Genomic DNA, 14,625 nt, shown 5'->3' on the forward strand with positions numbered 1-14,625 from the left:
GACCATTCTTACCGCTGCGTGCAATCAGGAACGGACGATGGTGCGATCCGTGCGGCGCACGCGATCGCCGTTCTGCATGCGCGGGTTGTCGCGGAAGTAGAACGTGTCGGTCTTGCCGTTGTCGAAGCGCACCTTGACGTTCCACGTGCGCACCTTGTTCATGCGGCCCTCGATATGCTTGCCCGCATACGCACCGCCAACCGCGCCGGCCACGGTGGCCAGCGACTTGCCGGTGCCGCTGCCGACCTGGTTGCCCAGCAGGCCGCCGGCCAGGCCGCCGACGATGACGCCTGCCGCGCCGCCCTTGCCGTTCTGCTCCGTCACATACACATTGGTGACCTTGCCGCAGGTATTGCACACCCGATGCTTGTGGTGCGGGTCGGCTTGCGCGCCGGCCGCGCTGGCGCTCAAGGCAAGGGCGAGGAGGGCGGCTTGGATGTTCTTCATGTTCTGCTCCAGTGGTGACGATGGCCGCAGTATAGGGCGCCACCCGGGCGCATGGCTGGGCAAATTGTAATCGCTTGTGACAGGCCGTCTAGCCGTAGGCGCCACCCGTGTAGAGCAGGTCGAACAGGCGGGCGATGGTCGCGATCAGCATGCCGGCGCCCACCATCGACGTGGCGACCAGGACGATGGCAAGCGGCCAGCGCGAAGCCGAGTGCCGGCCGGACCCGGCGTTGTGGCGCGCATCCCATTGGTCGTCCGGCGTCAGGCCCAGCACCAGGGCTTCGAGGCAACCGGCCAACATCGACAGCGTCAGCGGCAGGTACCAGAAATACCAGTCGGCGCCCGGCGCGGCCGTCATGACGATGCCGCAGGCCGGCAGGGCAGCCGCATGCAGCCAGCCCCAGCGGTCAGTCGGTCCGCTCAGGTAGAAGCGGTGCGCGCCGATGCCGCCCAGCAGGAAGGCCAGCAAGGTGGCGACGGTCTTGTTTTTGTGTTTGGTTTGCAACATATCGACCATGCAAGGTTCCTCGGAGTACACAGTAAATGCGCAGTATCTTGCATAATCGTCGTCCCGTGTGGCGTGGCGAATCGTCAATTAGCGATTGCCGCCAACGCGAGAGTAGGGGATAATGCCGGATTGCCCCAACACTCACCCCATTGTTACTAATGCTTTGCAGTCGGCAGGAAGCACGCTATAATTTGCGGCTTTTTCCGACTCAGCACACTTTTTGGAAATATTATGGTCGTTATTCGTTTAGCTCGTGGTGGCGCCAAGAAGCGCCCTTTCTACAACATCGTTGCAACCGATTCCCGCAATCGTCGTGACGGCCGCTTCGTCGAGCGCATCGGTTTCTACAACCCGATGGCATCGGGCAAGGAAGAGCCATTCCGCGTTGCAGCAGACCGTCTGGCCTACTGGCAAGGCGTTGGCGCACAGCTGTCCCCAGCCGTTGCTCGCCTGGTCGCTGGTCAAAAAGCAGCCTAAGTTTTCAGTTTGTCCGTTAACGCAGCATCCGGGGTGCAAGTCCCCGACGATCTGGTACAGGTAGGCTTTGTCTCCGGTGCCTATGGCGTAGTTGGCGGAATCCGGGTACGCCCGTTTTCCGACGACGCCGATGCGCTGCTGCACGTTAGAACGTGGTGGCTGGACAAGCCGGGCCTGCGCGACGTCGACGTCAAGCGGGCCAGGTTGCATGGTGGCGACGTTGTTGCCCAGCTGGTCGGCCTGACCGACCGGGACGGAGCGGAAGCGCTCAAGGGCGCCGCGGTCTTCGTGCCGCGCAGCCAGTTCCCGCAGCTGGACGATGAGAACGAGTTTTACTGGGCCGACCTGATCGGCCTGGAAGTAGAGAATTTGCAGGGCGAACGTCTCGGTGTCGTGCACGACATGATGAGCAATGGACCGCAATCGATCCTGCGCATCACGTCGGCGCCTGCAGCCGATACGCCGGAAGAGGTGGCCTCCGAGCGCCTGATTCCGTTCGTCGACCAGTTCGTCATCAAGGTGGACAAGGACGCGAAGAAGATCGTCGTGGACTGGGGCCTGGATTACTGATCCGGCACATGCATCCATGCAGTTCGACGTCGTAACCCTGTTCCCCGAGATGTTCGCCGCGCTGACGCAGTCCGGCGTAACCCGCCGTGCGTTCGAGCAGCGCCGGTGGGGTTTGTCGTTGTGGAATCCGCGCGATTTCACCACCGACAACCACCGTACCGTCGACGATCGCCCGTATGGCGGCGGCCCCGGCATGGTCATGCTGGCCAAGCCGCTGGAGGCGACGATCGCCGCTGCCAAGCAGCGCCAGGTCGTGGCCGGCCTGCCGGCGCCGCGCGTCGTGTTCATGTCGCCGCAAGGCCGGCAGCTGACGCACGAACGGGTGATGGCGCTGAAGGACGAACCGGGTCTCGTGATCCTGTGCGGCCGCTACGAGGCGGTGGACCAGCGCTTGCTGGACCGCTGCGTCGACGAGGAAATCAGCCTGGGCGACTTCGTGCTGTCGGGCGGCGAACTGCCCGCGATGGCGCTGATGGACGCGGTGGTCAGGCAATTGCCCGGTGTGCTGAACACGGATGCCTCGGCGGTCGAGGACAGTTTCGTCAACGGCCTGCTCGATTCGCCGCATTACACGCGGCCGGAAGTGTACGAAGGCGTCGCGGTGCCGCCCGTCCTGATGGGCGGCAACCATGCCGAGATCAACAAGTGGCGCCGCGAGCGGATGCTGGAAGCGACCGCGAGGAAGCGTCCCGACCTGCTGGACAAGGCCCGCGCGGCGGGCCTCTTGTCGAAGCAGGACGAAAAGTTTTTGGCGGGTTTGTAAATCCGCCGGGCCGCAGGCAGTGCAAGCTGCGAGCGACCCTGTAATACCGTGCGAACAATCGTGTTCGCGTGTTTAACCCCATCCTCTACCGGGCAGTCGTGGCGACACGCGAAGCGCCGGCAAGATGGTTATTGGAGTCATTCAAAATGAACCTGATTCAGCAACTCGAGCAAGAAGAAATCGCTCGCCTGGGCAAGAACATCCCTGATTTCGCGCCTGGCGATACCGTGGTCGTGAACGTGAACGTGGTCGAAGGCACGCGCAAGCGCGCCCAGGCTTACGAAGGCGTCGTGATCTCCCGTCGTAACCGTGGCCTGAACTCGAACTTCATCGTTCGCAAGATCTCGTCCGGCGAAGGCGTCGAGCGTACCTTCCAGCTGTACTCCCCGCTGATCGCTTCGATCGAAGTGAAGCGTCGCGGTGACGTCCGTCGCGCCAAGCTGTACTACCTGCGTGAGCGTTCGGGCAAGTCCGCACGTATCAAGGAAAAGCTGCCGAACCGTCGCGCCACCGCGGCGAAGGAAACCGCGTAATCGCGTTTTCCCGGCATTGGAAAAGGGCACCGCGAGGTGCCCTTTTTTTTCGTCCGCGCGCCCCCAACTCGTCGTGTACCGGGTCGGACGCGGCCCGTGCTATGGTCTGCGTCAGACCATCATGGAGGACTCCCTTGGCCACACCGCAGTTCGATCCCACCCGGCTTCCTGTCGATGCCATCGCCGGCGAAGCGCCCGTACCGGCGCACCGGCTCACGCCTGCCTGGCTGCGGGAGCGCTTTGCCGCGCCGCCGGCCTGGACGCCCGAGGCGTCCGACGAAAACTGGAGCAGGCGTGCCGCGCCGCCCACGCCCGCATCCGTCCTCGTGCCGCTGGTCGAGCACGAATACGGCCTGGCGCTGCTGCTGACGCAGCGCACGGCGCACTTGAACGACCACGCTGGCCAGATCGCCTTTCCGGGCGGGCGCGCCGAGCATTTCGACCGCGATGCCGTCGACACGGCGCTGCGCGAAACGGAAGAAGAGATCGGCCTGCACCGGCGCCATGTCGAGGTGCTGGGCACCCTGCCGCTGTACACCACCGGTACGGGCTATGTGGTGACGCCGGTGGTGGCGCTGGTCAAGCCGCCGTTCGAACTGAAGGCGGACCCGTTCGAGGTGGCCGAGATCTTCGAGGTGCCGCTGGCCTTCCTGATGGACGGTGCTCACCACGAGCGCCGCGCGGTGGCGCTGGGGGAGGTGCGGCGCACGTTTTACGCGATGCCGTACGAGCGCTATTTCATCTGGGGCGCCACCGCCGGCATGCTGCGCAATCTGTTTCATTTCTTGCGCGCTTAGGCTATCGTAGCGCACATTGCGGTATCGCTATCCAAAGGACTTAGATGACATTTCTTTCCATTCTCTGCGCATTGCTGCTCGAGCAGATGAAGCCACTGCGCGCGGACAATCCGATCTACGCCGAGATCAAACGTCTCGCAGTGCGCATGGAAACGTGGTTCAACGCCGGTGACCCCAGCCATGGCCGGATCGGCTGGTTCGTCATGATGGCCGCCCTGATCGTGCCCACGGGCCTGATCTACTGGGTGCTGCTGCGCTATGACCTGATCCTGGCGGCCTTTGCCTGGAATGTCCTGATCGTCTACCTGACCCTCGGCTTTCGTCATTACAGCCACTATTTCACGTCGATCCAGCTGGCCCTGAACGCGGGCGACGAAGCGGCCGCGCGCGCGCTGCTGGCCGAATGGACCAAGCAGGACACGGTGGGCATGGAAGTGAACGAGATCTCCCGCATCGCCGTCGAAAAGGCCCTGATCACCACGCACCGCAGCGTGTTCGGCGTGTTCTTCTGGTTCCTGATGCCGCTGGGGCCCGCGGCCGCCGTCATGTACCGCGTGGCGGAATACCTGGCGCGCGCCTGGAACGAGCCTGAGCACATGCGCAACGAGGCCTTCGGCCTGTTCGCGGCGCGCGCGTTTTATTGGATCGACTGGATTCCCGCGCGCCTGACGGCGGTGGCCTTTGCCATCGTCGGCAACTTCGAGGACGCGATCTACGCCTGGCGCAATTTCGCCTACCGCTGGCGCGACGAAGCCATCGGCATCATCCTGGCCTCGGGCGGCGGCGCGATGGGCGTGCGCCTCGGCACACCGCAGGAAAACGCCGCGAAAGTGGTGCCGGCCGACGCGGGCACGGTCGACATCAGCGACGTGGAAGTGGAGACGCTGCCGGGCGACGAGCCTTCGGTGCGCGCGCTGCAAAGCACCGTGGGCCTGGTGTGGCGCGCGCTGCTGCTGTGGATGCTGCTGCTGTTGCTGCTGTCCGGCGCCGTCTACCTTGGCTGACCGGCCTTGGGCGGGGCACGCGCGTGCGTGCCGCGTGTCCTTCCGAAGCCGTTTACAATGCTGCCATTGGGGCCGGCTGCGCATGTAGTATTCCTTCATCCGCCTTCAGGTACTTCGGCGCTCAGGTCTTCTATAAGATATAATACCTGAGGTTCCTCCACGTATCTTTGTTCAAGCCTATGGCCAGCGAGTTCTTTATTCTTGGGCTTACCACCGACGGCAAGCAGTTCCGGCCCAGCGATTGGGCGGAGCGCCTGTGCGGCGTGATGTCGTGCTTCCGGCCTGCCGGAACCGGTGGCCGCAATGCCCATCTGCAGTACTCGCCGCTGGTGCGGCCCACGATCACGAACGGCGTCAAGGCGGTGGTCGTCAACGAGACGTTGAAGGAGATCGAGCCGATGGCGTACCACTTCGTGCGCCAGTTCGCCACCGATAACAAGCTGCAGATGGTCGACGCCTGCCACGTGCCCCTGCCTGGCGACAAAACCTAGTCATTCCCCCTCCCGGCCGAAAAGCGTACGATACGGTTTTGCCAACGCTCGTTGCGAGACCAAATGAATCCACGCTTTTGCGGTACCAAGGCAGTCCTGCTGCTGTCCTGTTTTTCCCTCACCTGTTCCGTCACCTTCGTTCCCGCCTACGCCGCTGACAAGCCGGTCGCCGCGAAGCCAGCCTCGCTTGTGTTGCCCGCGGGTGTCGCCAAGGGGCCGTCGATCGAAGGCATCACCGAATACCGGCTGGCCAATGGCCTGAAGGTGCTGCTGTTCCCGGACGCTTCCAAGCCCACCGTCACCGTCAACGTCACCTACCTGGTCGGCTCGCGCCACGAGAACTACGGCGAGACCGGCATGGCGCATTTGCTGGAACACCTGATGTTCAAGGGCGCGCCGAAGAACCGCAACATCCCGCAGCAGTTCGCCGAGCGCGGCATGGACTTCAACGGCACCACGTCGACCGACCGGACCAACTACTACGAGGTGTTCCCGGCCAGCGGCGACAACCTGAAGTGGGCGCTGGAGATGGAGGCGGAGCGCATGACGAAGTCGTTCATCGCCAAGAGCGACCTGGCCTCGGAGATGACGGTGGTGCGCAACGAATACGAGAACGGCGAGAACAGCCCGTTCGACGTGCTGATGAAGCGCATGGAAAGCGTGGCCTACGACTGGCACAGCTACGGCCGTTCGACGATCGGCAACCGCAGCGACATCGAGAACGTGCGCATCGAGAACCTGCAGGCGTTCTACCGCACCTGGTACCAGCCCGACAACGCGGTGCTGCTGGTGGCCGGCAAGTTCGATCCGGCCCAGACGCTGGCGTGGATCGGCAAGACCTTCGGCGCCATCCCGAAACCGAAGCGCAAGCTGCCGCCGTTCTGGACGGTCGAGCCGACGCAGGATGGCGAGCGCCAGTACGTGGTGCGCCGCAAGGGCGACGTGCAGATCGTCCTGGTCGGCTACAAGGTGCCATCCGGCCTGCATCCGGACAGCGACCGCCTGTCCATCATGAGCCAGATCCAGAGCGACACGCCGAACGGGCGCCTGCACAAGCTGCTGGTGGAGACGGGCAAGGCGGCGCAGGTGTTCAGCTACGGCATGACGGGCTATGCGCCCGGCCTGCAGCTGTTCGGCGCCGTCGTCAAGGCCGGCCAGCCGGTCGAGCCGGTGCGCGACGCGCTGGTCGAGGCGGTGGAAGGCTTCGCCAAGACGCCGCCGACGGCCGAGGAAATGGCGCGCACGCTGCGTACCTATAACAACGCGATCGAGAAGTCGCTGAACGATCCGCAGCAGGTCGGCATCGCGCTGTCCGAACACATCGCGCTGGGCGACTGGCGCCTCCTGTTCCAGGGCCGCGACGCGCTGCCGTCGATCACGGCGCAGCAGGTGGCGGAGGCGGCGGGGCGTTACCTGAAGCGCGACAACCGCACCGTCGGCCTGTTCCTGCCGGACGACGCGCCGCAGCGCGCCGTCATCGCGCCGGCACCGGAAGCGGCCGAGGTGCTGAAGGACTACAAGCCGAAGGACAGCACGCTGACGTCGGAGAATTTCGAGCCGAGCCAGGACAACATCATGGCGCGCACCGAAGTGCGCCAGATCGGCCCGATCAAGGCGGCGCTGCTGCCGAAGAAGAACCGTGGCGAGGCGGTCTCCGTCAACCTGCGCCTGCACTGGGGCGACGAGAAGAACCAGTTCGGCAAGTCGCTCATCGCCGCCGCCACCGGCGAGATGCTGACGCGCGGCACGACGAAGTACACGCGTGCGCAGCTGGCGGACGAGATGTCGAAGCTGAAGATTTCGGGCAGCCTGTACGGCTTCGACACGACGCGCGAGCACCTGGATGCGGCGCTGCGCCTGGTCGCGCACGTGCTGCGCGAGCCGAGCTTCCCGGAAGCGGAGTTCGAGCAGATGCGCCAGCAGTGGATCGTCGCCATCGAAGCGAACCGCAACGAACCGCCGGCACTGGCGAACCAGGCACTGGAAGAGTACTTCGACCACTGGCCGAAAGGCGACCCGCGCGCCGTCATGACGGTCGACGAGCAGCTGGCCGGCATCAAGGCGCTGACCCTGGACGACATCAAGGCCTACCACCGCGAGTTCTACGGCGCCTCGCATGCCGAGCTGGCGATCGTCGGCGACTTCGACAAGGAAGCGGCCGCGAAAACGGTGGCGCAGGCGCTGGGCGGCTGGGACAGCAAGGCGAACTACGCGCGCATCCTCGACGCCAACGTGGACAAGCCGGCCGTACGCAAGGCCATCGTCACGCCGGACAAGGAGAACGGCTTCTACACGGCACGCCTGAACCTGGACCTGGGCCGCGACGACCCGGACTACCCGGCGCTGGAACTGGCCAACTTCATCTTCGGCGACGGCGGCCTGAAGTCGCGCCTGATGGACCGCATCCGCCAGAAGGACGGCCTGTCGTATGGCGGTGGTTCGGCGCTGAGCGTGAACGACATCGACCGCGCCGCGCACTTCTCGATCAGCGCCATCGCGGCGCCGCAGAACCTGGCAAAGCTGGAAGCGGCCGTGCGCGAGGAGCTGGAGCGCGCCGTCAAGCAGGGCTTCACGGCGGCCGAGGTGGCGGGCGCCAAATCGGGCCTGCTGCAGCAGCGCATCCAGAACCGCTCGAAGGACAGCGTGGTGGCAGGCGGCTGGACCAACTACCTGTACCTGGGCCGCACGTGGGAGTGGAGCAAGCGGCACGAGCAGAAGCTGCGCGCGCTGACGGTGGAGCAGGTCAATGCCGCGTTCCGGCGGCATGTGGATCCGGCCAGGCTGGCGGTCGTGGTGGCCGGGGACACCAAGGGCAAGTGAGTGGAACCCCTGGTGTCAGGCACCGATCTGCGGGTCTGCGACCCGCAGATCGGTGCCTGACACCGGCGTTTTCGATTTGCGGCCCGCGGCACAAATTGCACCGGTGTCAGGCACTCATCTTCGCGTCGAAGACTCGAAGATGAGTGCCTGACACCTTGGGTTTCCAGTCTCCGCACCCGCCTCAGGGCGTACTCAACTCCGCCACGAAGTCATACATATCGCCCCGGAAGATCGACCGGCAGAACTCCACCGCCCGCCCGTCGCGCAGGAAGCCCAGGCGTTCCACCGCCAGGCCCGCGTCGCCCTGCTGCGCCTGCAGCAGCTGCGCCTGTTCCGCGTTCAGGAGCAGGGCCGACAGCCGCTGCAAGGCCCGTACCGGCCGGTTACCCGACTTCTCCAGCGCCTCGTACATCGACACGTCCACCGCCTCCAGCGAGGGGAGGGCGCCCGCCACGATGGTGGCGTACTCCAGGCACATCGGGATCTCGTCCGCATAGCGGATGCGGTTGAAGCGGTAGACCGGCGCGCCCGGCGACAACCGCAGGCGCAAGGCTTCCTCGGGCGTCACCGTACCTTCCGAGCGCTTCAGCCACACGCTGCGCGGATTGCGCCCGCGCGCCCGCATGTCTTCCGAAAACGAGGTCAGCTTGGCGAAATTCTTCTCGATGCGTGTGTTGATGAAGTTGCCCGAGCCGGGCCGGCGCACCAGCAGGCCTTCGTCGACCAGGCCGTCGATCGCCTTGCGCACGGTGATGCGGGAAATCGACAGGTCGGCCGCCAGCTGGCGTTCCGCCGGCAGCGCCTCGTCCGGACCGAAGATGCGCTTGTCGATCGCCTCGCGCAGCGCCCGCTGCAATTGCTGGTACAGGGGCAAACTGGTCTGCTCCATGCTGCGCATGATCTCTGCGAGCGAATTCATTGGTTCTCCCGGGCCGGTCGCGTCGCTGCGCGCCTGTCGTTGATGTGGATGCGGCATGAAAATGCGGCGTCGATAATACCAAAAAAAGACCATGCCCCACCGGTCCACCTCAGCCTTTCGCAAGTCCTCCCTCTGCGATAGCGCTATCTAGCAACGCTTGTAACCAAAGTGGTATGTATTTTCAATACAACATGCGAAAAAATTACGGAAATTGGTAGTGTTCTGGTATTGGTTGGGGGTATATTGGCGCTCGATTGGTTTTGTAAGTGGCATGACGAGACCAAACCAGCCTGGGCAGGCAACAACCGGGTTCGGTCTTTCGTAGGTAAAAATCGGCACGAGCCACCACGGCACCGTGGGGCTCATCTCTAGGGGGAGTACATGAAGCGCAATTTGACACCGATCGCGGCCGCTGTCGCGATCCTGATCACCGGCAGTGGTATGGCCTACGCCCAGCAAGCCAGCGACCAGAACAAGGACATGACCGTCATCACCGTGACCGGCGTACGGGCCGCACTGGAACAGTCGCTGAACCAGAAGCGCAACGCCGACTCGCTGGTCGAGGTGATCACGGCCGAAGACGTGGGCAAGATGCCCGACAAGAGCGTCGCCGACTCGCTGCAGCGCGTGCCTGGCGTTTCCGTCGCCACCGCCGGCGGCACCGAAGGCGGCTTCGGCGAGAACGACCGCGTCAGCCTGAAGGGCACCCCCTCGAACCTCGCGCTGACGACCCTGAACGGCCATACCGTCTCCAGCGGCGACTGGTACATCTCGAACATCACCAGCGGCGGCCGCTCAGTCAGCTACTCGATGTTCCCGTCCGAGCTGATCGGCCGCGTTACCGTCCATAAGAGCTCGCAGGCCAACCTGATCGAAGGCGGTGCCTCGGGCAATGTCGACATCGAGACCCGCAAGCCATTGAGCTTCAAGAAGCCGTTCACCCTGATGGGTTCCATCGAGGGCGTGTACAGCGAAGGCTCGAAGAAGAAGGACGCGCAGTTCTCCGCGCTGGCGAACTGGAAGAACGAACAGAACAACATGGGCGTGCTGGTCCAGGTGTTCGACGAAAAACGCACCCTGCGCCGCATGGGCCAGGAATTCCTGTGGTGGGACAAGGTCACGCCAGGCATCGCGCCGGACTGGATCAAGGCCAACCCCGAGGTGGAAGGCAAATGGCTGTCGCTGCTGACCGGTTCCTCGCTGTTCCAGCAGGAGCGCGAGCGCAAGGGCGGCATGATCGACGTGCAGTTCAAGGTCAACAAGGACTTCAGCTTCGACATCAACGGCTTCTACACGCGCCTGGATGCCGACAACGTCAACGCCAACTTCATGATGGCGCCGTACCAGGCGCTGTCGAACAACTGGTCGGGCGTCGGCGGCGTGGTGCCGTCCAGCTACACGATCGCCGGCAACCAGATCACGTCGATCACGTTCCCGGCCGCCTGCCCGGCAGGCCTGAACTGCGCCAACATGGGCCCGTCCGTGCAGGACATCATCGCCCGCCCCGGTTCCTATTCCGATTCGAAGTTCGTCAACTTCGACTGGCAATGGCGCGCCAGCGATTCGCTGCGCTTCACCGGCCAGATCGGCACCACGCGCGGCACTGGCTACGCTCGTGACTACGGCTACGAAGCCTGGCTGGCCTATGCGGGCACCAGCCTGACGATGCATGGCCTGGGTGCGCCGGCCAACGTCACCGTCGACAATGCCGCCACGTTCAATCCGCGCACGGGCGCCGACTTCTTCGGTGGCTGGGCTTCGGACACGACGGCCAAGGACAAGGAAACCTACGGCCAGATCGATGGTTCCTGGCAGGCGCCGTGGGCGGCCGTGCCGACCCTGCACTTCGGTGTGCGCGCGGCCAAGCATGACCGCGACCTGACCTGGCTGCAGGGCACGATCGCACCGGCCGGCGGCCTGCTGGCCAACCGTCCGAAAGGCCTGACGAACTACCCGACGAGCCCACTGGCCAACGTGCTGCAGGGCGGCTGGACCTTCACCGGCGACTCGATGAAGGAGTGGGGCGATACCTACGTGTCGTTCAACCAGCATGCCTACCAGAGCGAATTCCAGATTCGCGAGAAGGCGACGGCCGCCTACGTGATGGGCGACCTGGAACTGGGCCGCTTCACGGGTAACGTGGGCGTGCGCTTCGTGCGCACCGAGATCGACGTGGCCAACGGCTCGCCGAACAACGTATGGAATCCGGTGCGCTCGTCGAACACGTACAACGACTTCCTGCCGAGCATCAACCTGAAGACCAACGTGACGGACAACGTGGTGGTGCGCGCCGCCGCAAGCCGCACGCTGGCGCGGCCGGACTTCGGCGCACTGGGCGCGCTGTCGCTGAACGACCTGACGTACTCCGGCTCGGGCGGCAATCCGAACCTCAAACCCATCATGTCGAACAACGTCGACGTGGGCGCGGAGTGGTACTTCATGCCGAAGTCGCTGCTGGGCGTGAACGTCTACAACATGAACATCGGTTCCTATGTCACGTACGGCGCCTCCACGGCGCAGTTCTACAACAACTCCGTCAAGGCCGTCACCACGTACAACATGAGCGCGGCGCTGAACACCAAGGCACGCGTGCGCGGCGTCGAGCTGCAGTACGTGCAGGACCTGGGCAACGGCTTCGGCTTCAACGTCAACTACACGTATGCGGACGGCGAGGAACGCGCCAAGGCGCCGAAATCGGCCTGCGCCGACCTGGGTGACTGCAATATGATCGGCACGTCGAAGAACTCGTACAACGCCAGCGTGTTCTATGAAAACGAGCGCTTCAGCGCGCGCCTGAACTACAGCTTCCGGTCGGCGTTCCTGAATGGCCTGGATCGCAACAGCGCGATCTACCAGGACGATGTCGGCACCGTCTCGGCTTCCGTCAACTACAACCTGACCGAAAACCTGACGCTGTCGCTGGAAGGCAAGGACCTGAACGATCCGCTGCTGAAGTCCTATGCCTCGTCGAAAGAGCAGCCACGCGCGTTCTACAAGAACGGCAAGCAGATCTTCTTCGGCGTGCGCGGCAAGATGTAAGCAGCCACCGCGTCAACGGGGCAGGGCCGGTTTCGCCGGCCCTGCCTTTTTTCCTTTCTGGAGTGCAGCATGCGTCACCTTCTTTCCTTCCTCGGCGCGGCGATGCTGGCCGGCGCGGTTCACGCCGCGCCGGCCGTCGTCGTCAGCCCGTACAAGCACCTGCCGCAGTACTGGCCTGACGACAGTGTCATCACCGTCGCGCAAGGCGCCTTCCTGGCGCAGGCAGGCCGGCCAGCCGCGCTGACCTGGGCCTTCGCCACCGGCGAGTGCGGCAGCGAGACCTGGAACGGCCGTCCCGGCCAGGCCGTGGCGCACGCCAACACGAAAGCCTTCGAGCGCGCCGGCGTCGATTACATCGTCTCCACCGGCGGCCAGGGCGGCGTGTTCACGTGCGCCAGCGACGCCGGCATGGAGGCGTTCATCGCCCGCTACGACACGCCGCGGCTGCTCGGCTTCGACTTCGACATCGAGGCGGAGCAGACCCCGGCGCAGATCCGCGCGCTGACCGACCGTATCGCCGTGGCCCAGCGCAAGCATCCGCACCTGCGCTTCAGCTTCACGGTGGCGACGCACGCGGCGTCCGACGGCAGCCAGGCCAGCCTGAATCCGATGGCCGAGCGGGTGCTGGCCGCCGTGCGCGCCAGCGGCATCAAGGATTACTTGCTGAACCTGATGGTGATGGACTACGGACCCGCCAGCAGCAAGGTGTGCGTGCTGCGCGGCGAACGCTGCGACATGGGCGCTTCCGCCCTGCAGGCGGCGCGCAACGTCCATGCGAAATACGGCGTGCCGTTCGCGCAGATCGAACTGACGCCGATGATCGGCGTGAACGACGTCGTCGAGAACGTCTTCACGCTGGCGGACGCCGCCACCGTCGCACGCGGCGTGCGCGAGCTGGGGCTGGCCGGGCTGCATTACTGGTCGCTGGATCGCGATACGCCATGCGAGGCGAAAGGGGCGGATGCGCGATGCAGCTCGATGCCTGGCGTGCCGGCCGGCGCCTACTGGCGCGCCTTCGAGCAGGCGGTGCGGCGTTGAGCGCGCAGGCCCGTTTCCTGTCGCTGGACGTGCTGCGCGGCCTGACGGTCGCGCTGATGATCGTCGTGAACACGCCGGGCAGCTGGAGCCACGTGTACGCGCCGCTGCTGCACGCAAACTGGCACGGCTTCACGCCGACCGACTGGGTCTTCCCGACGTTCCTGTTCGTGGTCGGCAATGCGCTGGCGTTCGCGCTGCCGAAGTACGCCGCACTGGGCCACGGCGCCGTGGTGGCGAAGGTCATCAAGCGCAGCGCGCTGATTTTCCTGCTTGGCTTCCTGCTGTACTGGTTTCCGTTCTTCGGGCCCGATGGTGCCGGCGGCTTCAAACCGCTGCCCCTGGCGGACACACGCATCCCGGGCGTGCTGCAGCGCATCGGCCTGTGCTTCGGCAGCGCCGCGCTGGTGCTGCATTTCTTCAAGGGGCGCGGCGCGGCAATCTTTGCCGTGCTGGCGCTGGCGGGGCACTGGCTGGTGCTGGCGTTGTGGGGCGACTATTCGCTGGCCGGCAACGCCGCGGCCAAGGTCGACCTGTGGCTGCTGGGCGAGCGTCACCTGTACCACGGCGAGGGCATTCCGTTCGATCCGGAAGGGCTGCTGGGCACCTTGCCGGCCACCGTCAACGTCATCGCCGGCTATTATGCCGGGCGCCTGTTGCTGGCGCGCGGTGCCGGCTGGGAGACGCTGGCGAAGCTGATGATGGCGGGCGTGGCGTGCGTGGCGATCGCGCTGTGCTGGAGCGGCGTCCTGCCCATCAACAAGAAGCTGTGGACCGGGTCTTACGTGCTGCTGACGGTGGGGCTGGACCTGCTGGTCCTGCCGTTGCTGGTGTACGCCATCGAGCTGCGTGGCATGCGGCGCGGGACGTACTTCTTCGAGGTGTTCGGCAAGAACACGCTGTTCATTTATCTGCTGTCGGAGGTGCTGGTGATCGTCATGGTCAAGACCTTCGTCGGCTCCGCTACCGTGTATGACTGGCTGTACGCAACGCTGTTCGCGCCGCTGGCCGCGCCCAAGGTGGCTTCGCTGCTGTTTGCCGTGATATTCATGCTGGGGTGCTGGCTGGTGGGGTGGTGGCTGGACCGGCGGCGCATCTACATCAAGGTGTAGCGTGGCGCGGTTCAGCCGCGGTGCTTGATGGGCCTGGGGTCTGTCCCCGGTAAGTGTTCGCCTCAGCGCTGGTCCCCGGCGGATCGAGGGGACTGACCCCGGTTTTTATC

Annotated in this window: 14 protein-coding genes; 11 read left to right on the forward strand and 3 right to left on the reverse strand. The window is 64.8% G+C overall.

Translation table 11 applies throughout. The features are described from left to right. Positions 1-24: 24 nt before the first annotated feature. On the reverse strand, positions 25-447 hold the full coding sequence (locus E7V67_005880; protein ID WUR14633.1) for a glycine zipper 2TM domain-containing protein: 423 nt from the start codon (positions 445-447) through the stop codon (positions 25-27). A gap of 88 nt (positions 448-535) precedes the next feature. Continuing rightward, positions 536-955, reverse strand: coding sequence for a TM2 domain-containing protein (locus E7V67_005885; GenBank protein WUR14634.1), 420 nt, complete (start codon positions 953-955; stop codon positions 536-538). 231 nt (positions 956-1,186) lie between these two features. Between E7V67_005885 and rpsP the strand changes: the two genes are divergently transcribed. The 8 genes from rpsP (at position 1,187) to E7V67_005925 (ending at position 8,410) form a co-directional block, all read left to right on the forward strand. Further along, the gene (gene rpsP, locus E7V67_005890; protein WUR14635.1) at positions 1,187-1,432 is read left to right on the forward strand and encodes a 30S ribosomal protein S16; all 246 of its coding nucleotides are present in this window, start codon (positions 1,187-1,189) and stop codon (positions 1,430-1,432) included. A gap of 33 nt (positions 1,433-1,465) precedes the next feature. Further along, the gene (gene rimM / locus E7V67_005895) at positions 1,466-2,002 is read left to right on the forward strand and encodes a ribosome maturation factor RimM (protein ID WUR14636.1); all 537 of its coding nucleotides are present in this window, start codon (positions 1,466-1,468) and stop codon (positions 2,000-2,002) included. Between the two features lie 16 nt (positions 2,003-2,018). Beyond that, a complete protein-coding gene (gene trmD / locus E7V67_005900; protein ID WUR14637.1) occupies positions 2,019-2,765 on the forward strand; it encodes a tRNA (guanosine(37)-N1)-methyltransferase TrmD in 747 nt (248 codons plus the stop codon). 146 nt (positions 2,766-2,911) lie between these two features. After that, positions 2,912-3,298 (forward strand): 50S ribosomal protein L19, encoded by a 387-nt coding sequence (gene rplS / locus E7V67_005905; protein WUR14638.1) that lies wholly within the window; start codon positions 2,912-2,914, stop codon positions 3,296-3,298. Positions 3,299-3,432: 134 nt separating this feature from the next. Beyond that, positions 3,433-4,095: a CoA pyrophosphatase gene (locus E7V67_005910; protein ID WUR14639.1), complete on the forward strand. Its 663-nt coding sequence runs from the start codon at positions 3,433-3,435 to the stop codon at positions 4,093-4,095. Positions 4,096-4,139: 44 nt separating this feature from the next. Further along, entirely contained in the window at positions 4,140-5,099 is a 960-nt protein-coding gene (locus E7V67_005915; protein WUR14640.1) for a CobD/CbiB family protein, read from the forward strand. Positions 5,100-5,278: 179 nt separating this feature from the next. Next, positions 5,279-5,590: a DUF3579 domain-containing protein gene (locus E7V67_005920; protein ID WUR14641.1), complete on the forward strand. Its 312-nt coding sequence runs from the start codon at positions 5,279-5,281 to the stop codon at positions 5,588-5,590. Positions 5,591-5,653: 63 nt separating this feature from the next. After that, a complete protein-coding gene (locus tag E7V67_005925; GenBank protein WUR14642.1) occupies positions 5,654-8,410 on the forward strand; it encodes a pitrilysin family protein in 2,757 nt (918 codons plus the stop codon). A gap of 181 nt (positions 8,411-8,591) precedes the next feature. Here E7V67_005925 and E7V67_005930 read toward each other — a convergent pair whose 3' ends face one another. Then, positions 8,592-9,329, reverse strand: coding sequence for a GntR family transcriptional regulator (locus E7V67_005930; protein WUR14643.1), 738 nt, complete (start codon positions 9,327-9,329; stop codon positions 8,592-8,594). A 381-nt stretch (positions 9,330-9,710) separates the two neighbouring features. Here E7V67_005930 and E7V67_005935 point away from each other — a divergent pair, with 381 nt between their 5' ends. The 3 genes from E7V67_005935 (at position 9,711) to E7V67_005945 (ending at position 14,515) form a co-directional block, all read left to right on the forward strand. Continuing rightward, positions 9,711-12,368 carry a TonB-dependent receptor gene (locus E7V67_005935; GenBank protein WUR14644.1) on the forward strand — a complete coding sequence of 886 codons (2,658 nt, stop codon included), beginning with the start codon at positions 9,711-9,713 and terminating at the stop codon, positions 12,366-12,368. Positions 12,369-12,437: 69 nt separating this feature from the next. Continuing rightward, positions 12,438-13,406 carry a glycosyl hydrolase gene (locus E7V67_005940; protein ID WUR14645.1) on the forward strand — a complete coding sequence of 323 codons (969 nt, stop codon included), beginning with the start codon at positions 12,438-12,440 and terminating at the stop codon, positions 13,404-13,406. Then, positions 13,337-14,515 carry a heparan-alpha-glucosaminide N-acetyltransferase domain-containing protein gene (locus tag E7V67_005945; protein ID WUR14646.1) on the forward strand — a complete coding sequence of 393 codons (1,179 nt, stop codon included), beginning with the start codon at positions 13,337-13,339 and terminating at the stop codon, positions 14,513-14,515. The genes E7V67_005940 and E7V67_005945 overlap by 70 nt, the downstream gene beginning before the upstream one ends. Positions 14,516-14,625: the final 110 nt, after the last annotated feature.

Origin of the sequence: [Empedobacter] haloabium (assembly GCA_008011715.2) — a bacterium.
GTDB lineage: Bacteria > Pseudomonadota > Gammaproteobacteria > Burkholderiales > Burkholderiaceae_D > Rugamonas > Rugamonas haloabia.

Coding starts and splice junctions, on each gene's coding strand:
- E7V67_005945 (WUR14646.1), top strand. CDS start 13,337: ATGCAGCTCGATGCCTGGCGTGCCGGCCGGCGCCTACTGGCGCGCCTT.
- rpsP (WUR14635.1), top strand. CDS start 1,187: ATGGTCGTTATTCGTTTAGCTCGTGGTGGCGCCAAGAAGCGCCCTTTC.
- E7V67_005925 (WUR14642.1), top strand. CDS start 5,654: ATGAATCCACGCTTTTGCGGTACCAAGGCAGTCCTGCTGCTGTCCTGT.
- E7V67_005935 (WUR14644.1), top strand. CDS start 9,711: ATGAAGCGCAATTTGACACCGATCGCGGCCGCTGTCGCGATCCTGATC.
- E7V67_005885 (WUR14634.1), bottom strand. CDS start 955: ATGTTGCAAACCAAACACAAAAACAAGACCGTCGCCACCTTGCTGGCC.
- rplS (WUR14638.1), top strand. CDS start 2,912: ATGAACCTGATTCAGCAACTCGAGCAAGAAGAAATCGCTCGCCTGGGC.
- E7V67_005930 (WUR14643.1), bottom strand. CDS start 9,329: ATGAATTCGCTCGCAGAGATCATGCGCAGCATGGAGCAGACCAGTTTG.
- trmD (WUR14637.1), top strand. CDS start 2,019: ATGCAGTTCGACGTCGTAACCCTGTTCCCCGAGATGTTCGCCGCGCTG.
- E7V67_005915 (WUR14640.1), top strand. CDS start 4,140: ATGACATTTCTTTCCATTCTCTGCGCATTGCTGCTCGAGCAGATGAAG.
- E7V67_005940 (WUR14645.1), top strand. CDS start 12,438: ATGCGTCACCTTCTTTCCTTCCTCGGCGCGGCGATGCTGGCCGGCGCG.
- E7V67_005920 (WUR14641.1), top strand. CDS start 5,279: ATGGCCAGCGAGTTCTTTATTCTTGGGCTTACCACCGACGGCAAGCAG.
- E7V67_005880 (WUR14633.1), bottom strand. CDS start 447: ATGAAGAACATCCAAGCCGCCCTCCTCGCCCTTGCCTTGAGCGCCAGC.